Below are 16229 nucleotides of genomic sequence, written 5' to 3'. Positions count from 1 at the left end.
CCGGTGGTAAGAACAAAACACCTGAAAACTATACAAGAGTGCTTCGAGATCAGAACGAAAGCGTATCGAGCAAAACGTTGAGAACCGAGAAGCGTCGCCTGACGTATCGCTCAACATTCCAATCGGCCAGCACGGATGAAGCATGAGCAAAGAAGACCGCATCCATTTCGAAGCGACGTTACAAAAAGAGCTCAATGACATCAAGTGCGCAGCGCTGGAAGTTAGGGCGGTCAAACGGGGATTGAAGTTTCGCCTCGACAAGAAAGTGGTAGCGGAACTACACTTCCAGTACCTCGTAAAATCGCACGCATTCACATTGATTGGATTTGTTTCTGGCGGGCCCATTTTCGACGGTGTGTCCAAGATGGACATACCCTACCAAAGCAACCTGGGCAGTGAGTCATGTTTCTCGTTCACGACATCCGGCAGGCAGGACAAGAAACTCGGCCCCCGCATCGATGGGAGGGTAGACATCCCCCAACCCGAAAAAGCCAGCGACATTTGCAGACATATCCGGCACGTGCTTGAGGACTACTACATCCCATTGCTCATCGGCTGCATACTACCTGGCGAGCGAACCGTGGATGATGTCGTCCACTCACCGACGGACTACGCCTATCCCGCCGTGTTCATTCATTGTGCCCTGGCGTACAACCCGTCGATATTGAAAGACGGCATGCTGGAAAAAATAAGAGCCAATAAATATATCATCAAAAACAAGACCTTCGATCTTGCACTTTTGAATAGCTGCCAGCTAAAGGGATGAGTTGATTCCTGCAGGAGTGCTAGCGAAACGCTGAAAAAACTGCCTGATTTGGCAAAAATCTCCAGACGGCCTGTTGCCAAGTATCCCGATTGAGCAGATGACTTTCGCCCACTCCGGGTACGCCGGCAAGCGTCCGGTGAAAGAACGTTGCGATGGGCAACGCTGTGCTCGTTGAAGATTGAGGCTCCCAGTATGGAATGTCAGGTTCGCGCCGCAACAGGCGCAGATGCAGCAGCGATTAGCCGTGTAGTGACCGCTGCTCTGCATGAGTCAAATTCACAGGATTACTCACCTGACGTTATCGCTCAGGTGGAAAGGAGCTTTGCTCCTGAAGCCGTCAGCGCACTGCTCGATAAGCGCAAGGTTTTCGTAGCCTTGCTAGGCGAAATCATTATCGGCACCGCAAGCCTCGACCGTGATGTTGTAAGAAGCGTTTTCGTTGATCCTGCGTACCAAGGTGGCGGTATCGGTCGGCAGTTGATGGATGTCATTCATGCTATTGCTGCCAGCGCTGGTGTTGGAGCGTTGCGGGTGCCGTCGTCGATTACGGCGGAGAAGTTCTACGCTGCGTTGGGTTATCAGAAAATTCGCGACGAGTTTCATGGGGCTGAGCGCACCATCGTTATGGAAAAACGGCTTGAGGGGTAGTCCCGGCTCTTCACCTACTTATGCTGCAGCCATTCAGTGATTTCACTCGCCCGCTGCGTTCAACGAAAAAGGGGACAGATTTTGAGGAACCCCCACAACTCTACTCCACGACCTGAGCTTGCCGGTGTACCTGATCACGTAGCAATAACTCCATCTTCACGAGTGTCGAGCACGATAAATCGCTGGGCGAGTGCCTCAGGTATTCGAGGCCGACCCGCCAGAGCGACAGCACGGTTGCTCTGAAAGCGTTATGCCCTGCCTGTCATCCGGGCCTGAAGGCCGACCAAGTAAAGCGCCTAACAAGCCAAGGCCGCGATCAGCAGCAGGATCTCGATACGCCGTGGGCAGCGCATCCGGTGCAGGTCGAAGGCAAAGCCGAAACGCAGGCTTTTCAAATCCCTGAACCCTTCCTGGATCTACATCCGCTTGCGGTAGATACCTACGATCTGACGCGCCGTAGTTGGTTTTTGGCAGGTTGCTGGCGAGCAACCACGGCTCTTGTTCACGGCGAGCGTTCTGTCGACTGAGCTTGCTGGGCCGGAAAAGGGGACCGGAAAACGGAAAAGGGACAGATTTATTTATTGACTCACGCCATCAGACGAAAAATAAATCTGTCCCCTTTTCCGCTCCTACAGAGGAAATCAATGGGGTCAGAGTCATTGATCTAGCTGCGTTCTATACGGCATGTCGATGACTGGAAAAGGATTTTCGATTTAAAGTCTGCTGAGCGACTTCCTCGTCGAAATCAATGACTCTGACCCATCGACTTTTAAAAACAGCCCTCAATTTCCTTCAAATAGTGTTCCTGGGCGATATAAGGCGTGGACATGTCCAATCCTACCAAGGCCTCAATAAACTCCAACGGAGGCAAGTAGAGGTGTTTAGAAACATAATGCATAATGAGGGTTGGTGCTGCGTAATAGAATCCCTCTTTAATCGCTGGAATCCATAACTCGGCAGCGCCCAAAAACTCCCGACCGTGATCATTATTAACTTCAATTTCACTACACCCGCAGAGCGGACAAGGTGATGTAGAGCGCGTCCGATTCACTTGGGCATTGAAGAAATCATTCCCAATAATAGCGTCACGCAATTTTTGCAAAAAAAACTGGTTGACCTCTCCCTGACTAAAGTCATATTCAGCACCTAGCCAGCCCACATTGCTCACGCTGCTCAGTGGCCTTTGAAGAAAATGCCCATAGCTAGTCAGGTCTGGATAAATCACTACCTATCTCCTCTTATAAAATGTACATGCCGCCCACTGCACACACCCCATATCACGCTTTAACAGCAAATCTAAATATGTTGCAGACTTTACGTCAGTAGAGTTTTGGAGAATATTTAGTAAAAAAGGGGACAGATCTATTTATTGCCTTACACCATCAGCCGAAAAATAAATCTTTCCCCTTTTACGGACATACCAAATCAATGACTCTGACCCCATTGATTCATTGCAGAAGGAGCTGGCGCCTCAGCAGCCAGCTCCTTCTACCCCCTTTCGGTCTATTTATACCAAGTAACCCACAGATCTCATCTGTGTAAGAACCGCCTCATCAAATTGATGATCAGATATACCTCTAATCGACTTGGCACTTTTCCATTTCCATATTACAGGAAGGATTTTGCTATCCAAACGATCAAATTCTTCCAAAAAAATATCCGCCAAAGCATATTTATCTAAATCAGGAACGACCTTCATCATCATGTTCAACACAAAGATTGGCGACTTTCCGTCCAGTATTTGCGCCAACAAATGTCTATAAATGGCAGCAGCAACTGGAGGCTATTGATCAGTTGCCCAAGTCGCAGCAGCGCCTGGTCGTGCAGATGCTTGATGCACTGATCGCTCAAGCCGCCCGGACGGGCGGCGAAGGTCAGGAGGTTTTGTAGTAACCCAAAAGACGCAGGCCCCCAGGTGCTACCAACACCCAGGGCCTGCTGACCACAACCAGCTATACAGGAGCTGAACATGGCTAAAACCAATCATAGGGCAGTCACGCCCAGAACTGAACGCTTCGCCACCGTCGCCGCCGATTACTATCCGCCGCTCGGCGAACCCGCTTACACTCACGACCGCATCGTCCCGGGCATCAAGCTGCGAGGGCTCTGGCTGCAACAGGCCGGGTTCGAGGTCAACGAGAAGATACGGATTCGTGTCATGCAGGGCTGCTTGGTGATTACGGCGGAGTGAAAACGAGTACCCGGCGAGAGCCGGGGATATTTTTATTCATAGAAAACCTAAAATGCTTAGGTCATGCCTGAACTCATCAAGCTCATCATTAGGAACTTCTTCAAGCATCTTCTCTAGATTATTCTCTGAAAGCAGGCTGTAGATTCTATCCTTATGTTGCTCGGCTTGTGCCGGATACCAGCACGACAAAACAAAACTAACAACCTCAAGCATCAAGTACTCCAAAGGAGAATTAAAACTACCTTCCCCTCCCGCATATCCATCGTAAACATCAGATGCGATCTGCTCTAGAGTCCACCTTTCCTTGCCTTTGTTAGAAGGCAATGGCCCATGATCCCGGCAACCATCCCAATAATTTTCTAGAACCCAGTCCTTAATTTGAAAATAAGAGGCTCGATCTTGATTCATATTAATTACCTTTAGGCGGCCGCATAATCACACCATTATTATCCAAGACATTAACCTGAATATTTGGGTACTTGGCTTTAAATTGCTCAACGACCCCCAGGCAACTACTGCACGCAACCCGCTCTGTAAATATCGTGACAGAGCCTTTGGCTGTAGTGTTATTGCCAAGCTTCTGGGCAAGATTATCCAGGATTTTAGCTTCTGGAATCGCCGGCTCACGGTATTAGAACTCCAGACTTATTGGGAACAATTTGTGTCTGGAATATTCCTGCTCCCTCACCAACAATGCCTTGAGATTGTTGTGCCGCCGTTGGGTTGTTAATCCTGCTATGCGCAGCTATCTGAGAAGGCAAGCCGTCAATTTTGACATCGGCCACAGCCATATTTCCGTCACTTTTCAACTTAGAAGGTAACGTGGCCCGGATATCAGAAATCTTCTGAGCCATCGGGGCCGTATCAATTACAGCCCCAGTTCCTTTTGCCCCTATTGTTTGATCATCGCATTTCCTCAGGCAATGGCTGCCTCACGGCCCCCAGGCTATTTTCATTAATGGCACCGATAGAATTGAAATTTCTTCTAGCTTGCTCAAGACTGAGTGGATTCGCCCCTCCCTCACAAGTTGGATCACGAAACTGCACCTCGTCGTCCTCCCACCCACAAACGGGACAAATCTCAAAAGTACCAGGTGGTTCCTCACCGAATGTCAAATACTGACAACAAGGACATTCAAAACTCATTATTAATTTTCCTATTGTCGATTCCAGTAATTAATTCCATCTGTAGGGCGAAACATAGTCCTAGGCGCTCCATCCTGCCCCAGCACACCGAAAGTATTGGTACTGGGATCATATCTGAGAGTATCGCCTCTACTGTTAATTTTCGTTAGAGTCCCTTGAGGAGGATTAGTCAAGAACGCTTTAGCTTGTTCCGCATACTGCTTCGCACTCTGGAGCTCAGGGAACTCACTTTTATGTTTACTCCAATGACCATAGGCATTCTCAACCGCTGATTTATTCTTGGTCGACGACCAAATTGCCCCATTTGATGTGGATCCGCCAGATGCAGAATTTTTTCCTGCAGCCTTGCCTGCAATAAACGAAGCAAAGGTCACCCCAAGAGCAGCACCAACCTCGCTATCCGGGTTGACACCAAGCGCTTCCACAAACGCCTTACCAGCCGGTAAAGCGTTTGCCGCGGTCACGTCAGCCGTAGCCGCCAAGTTGAGCTGATGGAACGCTTGCAAAATCTTAGCGGGTTGACCATCGAGGTCAACGTAGTAGCCAATTTCTTGCCATTTCAGTACAGCATCATGTATTTCCGCCGCCTTAGCCTGACATGCTGCTGGAGTACTACCGCTGCATGCAGCATTTAATGCCTGCTCATTGAGCTCGTGCCGATCAAAATATGCTTGAGCGATCTGATCACAAGTACCTGCTGCTTCGCACTGACTCAACTCTTTCGTCAGGCTCTGCATCTCATGGTCGGTTAAATGGTTGTACTGCGTAGCCGTTCCAGCCACCTGCGCCCCGATTTGCAGCGATTTCTCATCACCGCCCTGCGCCGCCGCCGTCAACACACCGATGACCTGCGAGTTCATGACCAAGAGGCTTTTCTTGGCGTCCGGCTCCATTCCCTCGTACCAGCCCGCCAGGCTACCGACCAGGGCTTCGTTGACACCAGCAGCCAGTGCGCCTGTTCTGAAGTCGCCGCCAGCAGCCTCTGCAGCCAGCCCGCCCATCACGGCGTGCAGACCGATCTTGGCAGGGCTACCGTCTTTGATATCCCAATGTTCTACCGATGTTTTATCGCCAATCAGGTTAAAACCTGCGGCCGCGAAGGTATTGGCTAGGCTGCTACGCAACGCATCGCTGAGTGAGCCCTCACCGCCTAGCGCACGATCAAGGACAGTCGAAGTACCATTCTGCAGCAATTGATTACCGGCAAAGCGGCCGACCCCCTCAAAACTTGACAGGCCACCCTCTACGACAACTTTCCCGCCATTAGGAATCGCCCCCGCAGCGCCGGTTTCGGTCTTCATCCAGCCGTCATAAACTCCTGCAGTAATACCGGCGGTCACACCAGAAGTGACGTAACCACGAACTGCTCCTTCCGAGGTCACATCTTTTACAACTGCCCCAAGATCGCCACGATTGTTGATGGTGCTGACAGCTGCATTGCTTGTCGCTGAAGTTGCCACAGCTGTCAGCGCAATGTTCGCCCATCCAGCTGAGGTCGCTGCGGTAGTGGCTGTCGCTGCCGTTCCGGCAGCCATTGCCGTGCCTGAACCAGCCGTAGCACCTGCTGCACCACCAATCAAACCGCTTGCAGCCCCAGCAGTCAGGTACGTCACGATGATCGCAATGATGATCATCGCCGCCCCACCCAACCCCGAATGGCTGTACTTGAAGCGGTCGTGGATCTCCTTGACCTGGCGCCAGTCCACATCGCCACGCAGCTCGGCCTGCTTGATCCACGCCAGGTTCGGGTCGGCCTGCACCATCGCATCGATGGTCTGGCTGACCGTCTGCTGGTTGACCTGCTTGACGTCGATGTTCAGCCCTTCGACCGCGCTGATGACGATGTCCCCCTGGGCGATCATCTGGCTCTGCAGCAGCGTCTCATCCGTGCTGCCTTTGCCTTTGGCAGACGTCCACATCGAGCTGCTCTTGCTCTTCTCGTGGCTCTCCTGGTCCAGGTCCTTGACCGCTTCGAAGGTGATGCCACCGCCGCTGTCCAGGCTCAGGCCCGCACCGCTGTCCAGGCGCGCCCGCTGGTACAGCTGGTCGCCTGCGCTGGCCAGGGTCAGGTCGTTGCCCGTGGTGATCTCGGTGCCAATGTGGCGAATGGTGGTGACTTCGTCACGGCGGGTGGCCTTGGCGCCGAAGGAGCCCTTCGACTGCTTGTCGTACAGCGAGTAGTCGCTGTTCTGCGCCGCCAGCAGGTTCAGTTGCCCGCCGCTGTAGAGGTAGGCAGAACCACCCGCGTCGAGGCGGCTGGCGCTCAAGTTCATGTCTGCGCCGGACACCACACGCAAATCGCCACCGGCGCTCAGTTCGCTGGCCACCTGGGTGACGCGATCTTCGACGGCCTCGACCTTCTTGCCGCCGCCCCGGCGCTTGGCGTCGAAGTGGTACTCGTCGGCGGCCGAGGCGATGGTCAGGTTGCCAGCAGCCTGCAGGGCCATATCCCCTTGGGCCGCCACCTGGCTGCCGACGATGGCCAGATAGCCGCCTTGACAGCCTAAGCCCTGTACGTATCCTTCGCCGTGGAGCTTCAAAACTCCTACAGGCGGGTAAGGCTACAAACCGGATTGCAGCCTTGGTTCACTCGAAATCCGGATACGTATGGTCGGGAGGCTTGAGTCATAAAATACCCGCAAGGGGAAAGCTCGAGGCAGTTCCTGTAGCTGTTTTGAACCTCCCGGCCGCCATACCGTTGTTTCCAAACGCAACTTCAAAATTGCTACAGGTGAAACCATGAAAAACCGCAAACTCAAAGTCCGCCTCGGTTATTACGACCTCCCCGCCACGACCGAACGCGCTCGGTCTGCCACGTATATTTCAAACCCCAAAGTGCCCTTTATCCTGCTCAAAGGGTATTGGCTGGAGCGCGCCAACTTCCTGATCGATACACCGCTCGATGTGTGCGTCCAGGAAAATCGCTTGATCATTACGGTGGCAGATGCGAATGGCATTAGAGACAGACCCGCCTAACACCTCCCCGCTCTTCGACTACCGACCAGTATGAGCTGTCATCCTGTAAAACGTGGCCCATGACGTCAGCACGTCATGGGCCTATTTCTGCATCTTTTTAAAGATCAGGTGTCGCCCGATATCCTTGGAGTAGATAGTTCAATTTAGCTCGAAACGGATTACCCTTCGCTAAGCCGTACTCTGATCGCCATTCCGTTTTAGCGAGCTAAAGGCAAGAACAAAATAATTCTTCTGACATACCAAATCAATGACTCTGACCCCATCGATTTAAGGTTTCTTTAAACGTCGCTTTAGCCTGCTCTACACCCGCTCTACTTGCCTCATAGGGTAGGCGACCCTCACCAATTTTTGCTCCTAATTTTTTGTCGAGGTTAGTCGGCTGCAATGTAAAGAAATCATCACCTCGTTGCAATCGTCATCGTATCGGGAATTTTTTTATGTCCTCCTCAATATTTTTCATTAGCAAGGAAATTTCTATATCAGAAACCCGAAAACGCATCGAAAATGCTACGTCATTAGCATAATCGTACCTGCATCCTTTTGGGTGAAGTGCAAAATCTAGAAAAATAATCAGCCCATTGTTTGGCTCAAAACGAAATGCTAACTCCCCCTCAGTAAAGGAAATCTCCGAGACAGCCTTATTACCACTTACAATAGCCCCCAGCCACTGATGAATAGCAACAAGCTCGTGGGCACGCATAAATGCTCCCCTTGAACACCAATACGCACCGTTATCCTCAACCTCTATTTCAATGACTAACCAACTGGCATCATCTGACTCTTTTGCTTCGGGAAATTCATAAGCAAGAACCCTGAGCAGAAAAGACCTCTCCTCACACAAAAGCTTAATCATCAATTATTCCTATTTCTTTCAGGCCTAAAAGTAATAATCCTATTTGTTCCAGGATCGACAATCGCCTCTAAACCTTTATACCCATAGCCAACCTCACCATTTCCAGCATCAAATCGGACTCCATCGTTAAATATCTTAACAATATCATTAGGAGTACTAAAGCCAATATTCTTGGTACGAGAGTCCTTTAGTCGCCCCACAGCATGATTAGATAACACGAAGCCCGACCCATTAAACACATCCAAAATTTCTTGGTGAGTGAGATCTTGTAAAGGCCTATTTTGTGCTAACCCAATAAGACTTATTCTTTCACTATACATATTCCCCGGATTCAACTGATGCACCGGCGTAGTATAGCTACCACTACCCTGTTGTCCTTCTAGCTGGTTCCCGCCTGTATGCGGGGCAGTGACCACAGAACCACCGGCATTATAGCCACCACTTGAGGCATCTCCAGTGGTGGCTGGGTCAACAGCCGGGTTGATCAATGTACCGTATTTGGGATCAAGCTCATGTATTGGAAATACCGTTCCTTTGCCGATCAATAGACTCCATATCTCAGCCGAAACCCGTACTTGATCGCTCGCAGCCACCCCCGCCTGCCCCACAGAATCCATGATGGTATTCCCCAACTGGGTCATATTTTCCATCGACTCAGGGTTTGTCGCCGCTACCAGAAGAACAGCACCCACTCCTGCCAGTGCTAAGCCGGCTGCTTGAGCAAAATTACTCTGCAGCGGGTTTCCTTGCGCTGCGCTGTTGAGGTTATAAATGAATGTATAAGCACCCTCAGGATCGTGTGCAGCCATTGCAGCTACATAATCAACGACTGCCTGCCTTTGGGCATCAGTCGCTTGGCCCGGTATTTGATCTACGAATGTACGTGCAGCATCCCTCCGTTTTTCCGAATTACGGTTGCCTAAGAATCTGAGAACATCATGCTTAACAAGCTTCTGCTCCACCTCGGAAAGACTGTTCCCCTGCGCGATAACACTGGTCGCAATGAAAAGCTTCGCGAGTTCGTTTAGTGCTTCCTCGCTGCTCTCTCCGTAGGCCGCGGCATTTTGCTTCCACGCTTCCAACGTTTTCCTCGGATTCGCCACCGCCTCCACCGACGACTTGGTCACATACAGATCCGTACGCTCTTCATCGTCCCGTGTGATCTCGTATGCCTTGCTCACATCGCGGTTAAGGCCTTGCGTGGAGTCCTGCCCGGTCTGCGCATCGCCACGGACGATCAGTTCGCCCTCGCCCACCGTGGCGCGCACGATCTGCTGGCGATCCTTCTCGTACTCGTAACCCTCGACGCTCCAGCCGGTCTTGCCTTTTTCGCCCTTGCCTTCCTGGCTCTTGTCCTGCTGGGTATCTTTCGCGTCGTTCTTGCCGTACGAGCCGCCGACGTTCAGGTAGTAGCTGCGCTCCTTGTCATGACCAGCGATATCGCTGAAGCCCAGGGTGCCGGAGTCCAGTTTCAGGTTGCCGGTGTTCGAGGCAAGCAACGCGCCATCGATCTGCGTGTGTTCTTCGGTGCGGATATCCAGTCGGTCGCGTGCAACGATACGTGTCTGGTTCTCCACCCAGTCGGTCGATCCCGTGGTTTCTCCATAGCCGACTGAACCGCTGAAACCCGCTCCCGGCCCGAAGGTGGCAGTGGCGCTGACATCGAACTCCCGGCCTTTCACCTCGCCCGTGTCCGTCAGCGATGCCACGGTCAAGTCGCGGCCCACACGCCCGGTTATCGCTTCACCTTCGAGCTGTGCGCCGGTGATGGCGGTGTCTCGACCGCTGCTGAAGTCCAGGCGGTCACCGGCATACAGGTAGGCTTCCTGCTGACGCTGGCCTTCGCGCTCCAGGTCACCCTTGCCCACGTTGACGCTGACGTACACGCCGACGCCTTCGGAGCCGAAAGTCAGGCCCACCTCGCCGCCCCCATTGCGACGGTTGCTCTCACTGTCGCTGGCGTTCTGGGCGGCGAGGATGCTGAGGTCGTTACCGGCCACCAGGCCGATATCTCGTCCGGCCTGCACCTGTGTGCCGATCAGTTGCAGGTCGTTGCTGGCCGTGAGCTTGACGTCACGCCCGGCATCCAGCGCGGCAACACTGGCCGTGCCCTGGCGTGCCTCCTCGCTCGCGACGCCCTTGCTCCCCCCGATACCGACCTTGAAGCCACCGCTGGTTCCCCCGACGAACCCGCCTTTGCCCTGGCTCTGCTGGCTCTCGTAGCTGTGTTCGCCACGCGCCACATCGATAGCGATGTCCCGGCCAGACAGGCTGATGTCACGGCCCGCCAGGAATTGGCCTCCCTGCACCTGAACGTCGTTGCCTGCCTGCAGATTGACCTCGTTGCCCGCCTGCAGCGTCGAAGCCCGGTTGCCGACCACCGTCTGGCTGACGCTCTGGCTCTGGCTGGTACTGCCCAGGTGCGCATCGAATGTGGGGCCCGCCAGGAACTGGCTGACGCTGTCGACCGCCTTGAGCGTGCTCGAGGCCTGGCTGACCGTGTTGTCACCCTTGCCCGCGCCGCTGACGGCATCCTTGGTGCGCTGGAAGTTGTGATTGACGGTGGTGCTGCTGCCCGTACGCTTTTGGCTCTGCTCCCTGGCGTAGGTCGACTGCTCGCTGGCCGCATCGATGCGAATATCGCGCACCGCCTGCAGGTTCAGGTCATAGCCTGCTTGCAGGTCCGAGCCCTGCTGCAGGATGTCGCGCCCGGCACGCACGTCCAGGTCCAGGCCCGCCTCGACCTGGCTGGCCGCGGCGGTCTGCTCGGCCGTGCTGATCTTGTCCTTGAGCGACTCGGCACCGACAAAGGTGGTGAAGCCATTGCCGTCCGCGCTTTGCTGCAAGCCCACGGTCTTGGTGTTCTTCCACGACGTGACCTGCTCGCTGCCACTGCCGGCGACGACATTCACGTCACGCCCGGCATCGAGCAGCACGTTGCGGCCCGCGCTGACGCCACTGCCCACCACGTTGATATCGCGTTCGGCGATCAGCGAGGCATCGCGCTCGGCATTGACCTGGCTGCCGACGTTGGTGGAACGGATGCTTTCCTGGCCGCTCTTCTTCGCGCTGGAAATGGCGATATCACCGCCCCAGCTCGGCGTGCCGATGGCCAATCCGAATGCATCGCTGGCCGACAGGCCGAACTTTTTCCTGTACGACTCGCTGCGGCTGTACGCCTCGTCGTTGGCCGCCACCAGGTTGATGTCGCCTGTTTCATTCAGCAAGCCAGAGCGCAGTTCGACGTCATTGCCTGCATCGGTGCCACTGGCACGCAGGCGAATGTCGTTGCCTGCCGCGATGACCACGTCGTTACCCGCTTCCAGTTCACTGGCGACCTGGGTTGCACTGGTCTTGAGCTGGCTCTTGCCGCTCTTGGAGAGGCCGAGGAAACCGGATTTGCTTTTCTTCGAGTAGGAGCCGTGTTCCTCGACGCCGGACAGCACGGCAATATCGCCGGTGCCGCCAACCAATAGGTCATTACCTGCAGTGAGTTGGCTGCCGATGACGGTGACATCACGCCCCCCATCGAGACTCAGGCCGCCGTCAGCCGCCTTGCTGGTATTCAGGGTCAGGTCGTTGCCCGCCGCGATCACCGAGGCGATATTGGTGCTGTCGTAGCTTTCCTGCTGTTTACTGCTGCTGCGGCCGAAGGAGCCTTTTTTCTTCTTGAAGGAGTAGGAGGCGTTTTCGTCCATGGCCGACAGAACCTGCATGTCCTGCCCGGCATCGATGTCAACGTTTTCGCCGGCCTGTACGCGGCTGGCAATCAGCCCCAAGTCGTTGCCGGCAGCCAGACGGACGTCCTGACCGGCTTGCAACACGCTAGATTGCTGGGTGACCTGATCGCGACTCTGGGTGGCGTTCTTGCCTTGTGAGAAAGAATGGCTTTCATTGGCCGCACTGGTGATCCGCAGATCACGTGCCGCCTGCGCTTGCAGGCTGTCACTCGCATTGAGCCGGCTGGCAACGACCGATAGATCCTGACCTGCCTGAATGTGCAGATCGCCGCCTGCTTGAACATCACTGCCGTACTGGTCGATCTGCTGGCGGTTGCTGTAGTTGCGCGCATCGTGATAGCGCGAGGTGCTGTTGTCGGTCTGCTGGCTGGCGAGCAGCAGGTCCTGGCCGGTTTGCAGGGCGGCATCGCCGCCGGCGGACAGGGCGCCGCCGACGTTGAGCAGGTCACGCCCGGCGACCAGGCTCAGGTCGCGTTCGGCTTCGATGCGCGCGGCGCTGTCGGCCATCTGCCGCTGGTGTTGGTAGGCCGCGCCACTGCCGGACTGGTGAGTGGCCACGCTGCGTTCGTTGAGGATGTCGTTGCCGGCCTGCAGGCTGACGTCCTGGCCTTTGATGATGCCGCCCTGGGCGTTGCGGATGCTATCGGTGGCCAGCAGTTGCAGGCGCTGGCTGGCCAGCAGCAGGCCGCTGTTGCCGATGGATTCGGCCTGGATACCGAGGTTGGCGGTGGCGCGCAGGGTGCCGGCGTTGTTCAGTTCGGCGCCGCTGACCAGCAGCAGGTCGCGGCCCTGCACCAGGGCGCCGTTGGCGGCCAGGCGACCCTGCGCCTGGGCCAGGTAGAGCACCGGGGCCAGCACCTTGTGCCCATTCACCTCGCGTTCTTCCATCCACACGATGTCATGGGTCAGCGCCGCCACCTGTTCGGCGGACAAGCCCACGCCCACGCTCAGGTCCAGGGCTTGCTGGCTGGCGATGGCGTTGTCCATCAGGTAGCGGAACTGGGCCTCGTCGCTGTCCAGGCCGGCGATGAAGCGCTGGCCGGTGCGCGCCAGCACCGCGTCGCGCACCAGGCGCTGCTCGACGAGGCCGTCGCCGAGCAGTTTCTGCGCCTTGTCGGGGTCGTAACCGAGCTGATCGAGCAGGTAGCCTGAGCTGAGGAAGTTGCCCAGCTCGGTGAGCGCCGAGTTGGTCTCGATCAGGTAGCGGTGATCGGGATTGACGTTGAGGCGGAACAGGCCGTTGTCGCCGGTGGGCAGGCTGAAACTTGGCAAGCCGAGGGGGTCGACAGCCTGCTGGGCCAGGTCGGCCGGGCGTTGCGGGTTGAGGGTGATGGCCGTGGCGATATCGCTGCCCGGGGTGCTGGTGTCGACCCGCGTGCCGCCGCCCAGGTAGGCGTAGCTGGGGCGGATCACGCGGCTGTCGAAGTCGTCTGCAGTACTGACGCGCACGTCGCCGCCGCTCTGGATCACCGCAGCGTAGGTCTGAGCGTCGTAATCCACGTACTCGACGCGGTTGCCTGGCAGGTACTCGCGTTCCATGCTGCCGATCACGGCGTTGAGGTCGGCCTCCAGGCTGTCGAGCTCGCGCGAACCGGCATGCTTGGCGTTGAAGTTCTCGACCAGGCTGCGGTAGTGGTAATAGGTCGGTTTGCGCCCCGAGACCAGTACCCGGGTGGTGCGCACTTCGCCGGTTTCCAGGCCGATGTTGTCCAGGCTGCCCAGTTCCATCTGCAGGTCGCCAGCCGAGGCGATGGTGCTGCTGCTGTTGGTCAGGCTGTCACCCTGCACGTTCAGCGCGCCGCCCGCGGTGATGTGCGAGGCACCGCTGTCGGCGGTGACGACCAGGCGATCGAACTCCTCGAGCTGCCAGACCCCGACCTTGCGCCCGTTGCTGCCCAGGTCGCAGTCGCCAGCGGGGTTGTAGGGGCCGCGGCAGGCCAGCTCGGTGAACACCGCGTCGTATTTGCCCTGTTCGGTTTCCAGCTCGTCGCGCACGTTGGCGATGACCGCCGCGCGCAAGCTCATGTCGCCGGCGCTGTCGAAGGTGCCGGAGCGGTTCTCGATCAGGCTGGCGAGGCTGCCCTGGGCGTCGCCGGCAATGCTCAGGTCGCCCAGGCTGTAGAGCGCGGCGTGGCGGTTGACGAAGCGATCGGCGAGCAGGTACAGGTCGCCACCGCTGAACACCAGCCCAGCGTCATTGCGCACGTCGGGGGCCTGCAGCAGCAGGTCGCCGCCCGCGCCGAGGGTGCCGCGGTTGTCGAGGGTCTGCGCGGCCAGGCTCAGCCAACTGCTGGCAGTCATGCGGCCCTGGTTGACCAGCTCGCCCAGCACCGTCAGGCGGCTGGAACCGCCACTGCGCAGTTGCGCGTCCTGGCCAAGCCTGAGGTTGCCGGCCTGCAACTCGAGGTTGCCGAGGGTCAGCAGGCTGCCATCGCCGTGGTAGCCACCGCTCAGGTGCAGGTCGAGGTCACCGTCGCTTTCGATCCGGCCGGCGTTGAGCCAGTCGCCACCGCGGCCCGTGAGGCTGCCGGCGGCCAGCAGGCCAGCGCCGACGGTCTGGGTCAGGCGCTCGATGTTCAGGCTCAGCGAGGCCGCCTGCAGCAGGCTGGTGTTGACCCACTCCTCGGCACTGAGGCTGACCGCGCTGCGGGTGATGAATTCACCACCCGCCTGGCCGAGCAGCTGCATGTCGATCCCCAGCCCACCCGTGCCGAGGTGGCGCACCACGCCACGCTGGTTGCTCAGGGCCGCGGTGTCGAGGCTGAGGCTGGCGTTGCCCACTTCCAGCACACCGTCGTCGTTGTTCAGGCGGCTGCCGATGACGAAGCGGCTGTCGCCCGTGCTGCCCAGGGCGCGCAGGCGGCCGCCGGCATTGCTCAGGCTATCGGCTTCGACGTCGAGGCGGCTACCGGTTTCCACCAGGCCACCGTCGTTGTTCAGGTCACCGGCCACCCGCGCTTCGATGGTGGCCCCGGCCGCCAGGGTACCGCTATGGTTGTCCACGGCCCTGGCCTCGAGCGCCAGCGCCTGGCCCGCCACGGCACTGCCCTGGCGGTTGTCGAGTCGCTCGGTGGTGATGCCCAGCTCGCCCTGGGCGAGCAGTTGCCCGTTGCGATTGTCGAGCTGCCCGGCCTTCAACGTGGCGCTCCCCGCGGCAGCCACCTGGCCGCCCTGGTTGTCGAGCGTCTGTAAGTCGGTGGTCAGGCTGCCGTGGCTGGCCAGGCGGCCGGCGTTGCGCACGCTGCCTCCGGACAGTTGCAGGTGCCCGGCACCGTTGGTGCTGCCGTCGGCATGCACGCCGGCCTCGATGCTGCCGGCGTTGTTCAGGTGCCCGGCCTGTACCGCGACCTGCCCGCCGGCAGCCAGGCTTTCGCGCACGTCCACCTGCTTCGCTTCGACCCGCGCATTGCCGCTGGCGTAGGTATCGCCCTGCAGCTCGACACGCTCGGCCACCAGTTGGGTATCGCCCTGAGCGGCGCTGCGGTTCATGCTCAGTTGCCCGCTGGCGTCGATCTGGATGTCCCCGGCGCTGGCCGCCAGGTCGCCCGCCAGCTTCACCCCCACCCCGGCCTCGGTCCCCACCAGGCGAATCGCCCCCGCGTACATGCCGCCCAGCGCCGAACTGTCGATGGCCACCTGCGGCTTGTCGCGGCCGTCGTCGGCCTTGGCCGTGGCCTCCAGCGTCTCGGCGTCCACCGCGTTGCGCCCGGCCACCACGCTCAGGCGATTGGCGTGGATCTCGGCATTGATCTGGGCGCTGCGGGTGATCAGCTCGAACTGGTCGACATTGCTGGCGTTCAGGCCGGCACCCTCGACGACGATATCGCCGCCGTCGACGTCGAAGCCGCTCAGGCGGCCGTCCTCGACCACCGGCGCACCGGTGCTCAGGGTCGCCCGCGGCGTGTTGAT

At 57.4% G+C, this 16229-nt stretch carries 13 protein-coding genes and 1 pseudogene; 4 read left to right on the top strand and 10 right to left on the bottom strand.

What is annotated here, in order from left to right; genetic code table 11:
• The first annotated feature begins 142 nt into the window (after window positions 1-142).
• Together BLR94_RS21780 and BLR94_RS21775 are read left to right on the top strand one after the other, a co-directional pair.
• Window positions 143-766, top strand: a complete 624-nt coding sequence (locus BLR94_RS21780) for a hypothetical protein (protein WP_084308009.1) — start codon at window positions 143-145, stop codon at window positions 764-766.
• A 192-nt stretch (window positions 767-958) separates the two neighbouring features.
• A complete protein-coding gene (locus tag BLR94_RS21775) occupies window positions 959-1414 on the top strand; it encodes a GNAT family N-acetyltransferase (protein WP_084308008.1) in 456 nt (151 codons plus the stop codon).
• 100 nt (window positions 1415-1514) lie between these two features.
• On the opposite strand, the pseudogene BLR94_RS28060 reads toward BLR94_RS21775, so the two are convergent.
• From BLR94_RS28060 to BLR94_RS21765, 3 genes and pseudogenes are all read right to left on the bottom strand, one after another.
• Window positions 1515-1945 (bottom strand): annotated as a pseudogene (locus tag BLR94_RS28060) (transposase); the annotation flags it as partial.
• A gap of 238 nt (window positions 1946-2183) precedes the next feature.
• Window positions 2184-2639 (bottom strand): DUF7919 family protein, encoded by a 456-nt coding sequence (locus BLR94_RS21770; RefSeq protein WP_084308007.1) that lies wholly within the window; start codon window positions 2637-2639, stop codon window positions 2184-2186.
• A 282-nt stretch (window positions 2640-2921) separates the two neighbouring features.
• The gene (locus BLR94_RS21765; protein WP_244158246.1) at window positions 2922-3119 is read right to left on the bottom strand and encodes a hypothetical protein; all 198 of its coding nucleotides are present in this window, start codon (window positions 3117-3119) and stop codon (window positions 2922-2924) included.
• A 264-nt stretch (window positions 3120-3383) separates the two neighbouring features.
• On the opposite strand from BLR94_RS21765, the gene BLR94_RS21760 reads away from it, so the two are divergent.
• Window positions 3384-3605 carry a SymE family type I addiction module toxin gene (locus BLR94_RS21760; protein ID WP_084308005.1) on the top strand — a complete coding sequence of 74 codons (222 nt, stop codon included), beginning with the start codon at window positions 3384-3386 and terminating at the stop codon, window positions 3603-3605.
• Window positions 3606-3641: 36 nt separating this feature from the next.
• On the opposite strand, the gene BLR94_RS27310 is transcribed toward BLR94_RS21760, so the two are convergent.
• The 5 genes from BLR94_RS27310 to BLR94_RS21745 are packed head-to-tail and all read right to left on the bottom strand — an operon-like array spanning window position 3642 to window position 7291.
• A complete protein-coding gene (locus tag BLR94_RS27310; RefSeq protein ID WP_139207489.1) occupies window positions 3642-4013 on the bottom strand; it encodes a hypothetical protein in 372 nt (123 codons plus the stop codon).
• A gap of 1 nt (window position 4014) precedes the next feature.
• Window positions 4015-4203, bottom strand: a complete 189-nt coding sequence (locus BLR94_RS28340) for a deaminase domain-containing protein (protein ID WP_369690900.1) — start codon at window positions 4201-4203, stop codon at window positions 4015-4017.
• Between the two features lie 25 nt (window positions 4204-4228).
• Entirely contained in the window at window positions 4229-4459 is a 231-nt protein-coding gene (locus tag BLR94_RS28240; RefSeq protein WP_208601360.1) for a deaminase domain-containing protein, read from the bottom strand.
• Between the two features lie 49 nt (window positions 4460-4508).
• Window positions 4509-4751 (bottom strand): CPCC family cysteine-rich protein, encoded by a 243-nt coding sequence (locus BLR94_RS21750; protein WP_084308004.1) that lies wholly within the window; start codon window positions 4749-4751, stop codon window positions 4509-4511.
• 11 nt (window positions 4752-4762) lie between these two features.
• On the bottom strand, window positions 4763-7291 hold the full coding sequence (locus BLR94_RS21745) for a DUF637 domain-containing protein (protein WP_420492704.1): 2529 nt from the start codon (window positions 7289-7291) through the stop codon (window positions 4763-4765).
• A gap of 199 nt (window positions 7292-7490) precedes the next feature.
• On the opposite strand from BLR94_RS21745, the gene BLR94_RS21740 reads away from it, so the two are divergent.
• Complete coding sequence (locus BLR94_RS21740; protein ID WP_084308003.1) at window positions 7491-7727, top strand: SymE family type I addiction module toxin; 237 nt, start codon at window positions 7491-7493, stop codon at window positions 7725-7727.
• A gap of 415 nt (window positions 7728-8142) precedes the next feature.
• Here the strand turns inward: BLR94_RS21740 and BLR94_RS21735 are convergent, their stop codons facing one another.
• Together BLR94_RS21735 and BLR94_RS21730 are read right to left on the bottom strand one after the other, a co-directional pair.
• The gene (locus tag BLR94_RS21735; RefSeq protein WP_084308002.1) at window positions 8143-8580 is read right to left on the bottom strand and encodes a WapI family immunity protein; all 438 of its coding nucleotides are present in this window, start codon (window positions 8578-8580) and stop codon (window positions 8143-8145) included.
• On the bottom strand, window positions 8580-16229 hold a 7650-nt coding region (locus BLR94_RS21730), incomplete at its 5' end, for a hemagglutinin repeat-containing protein (RefSeq protein WP_090423755.1). The genes BLR94_RS21730 and BLR94_RS21735, both read right to left, overlap by 1 nt.

The organism is Phytopseudomonas flavescens (genome assembly GCF_900100535.1).
GTDB lineage: Bacteria > Pseudomonadota > Gammaproteobacteria > Pseudomonadales > Pseudomonadaceae > Aquipseudomonas > Aquipseudomonas flavescens.
This window is presented reverse-complemented; position numbering and strand designations above follow the sequence as displayed.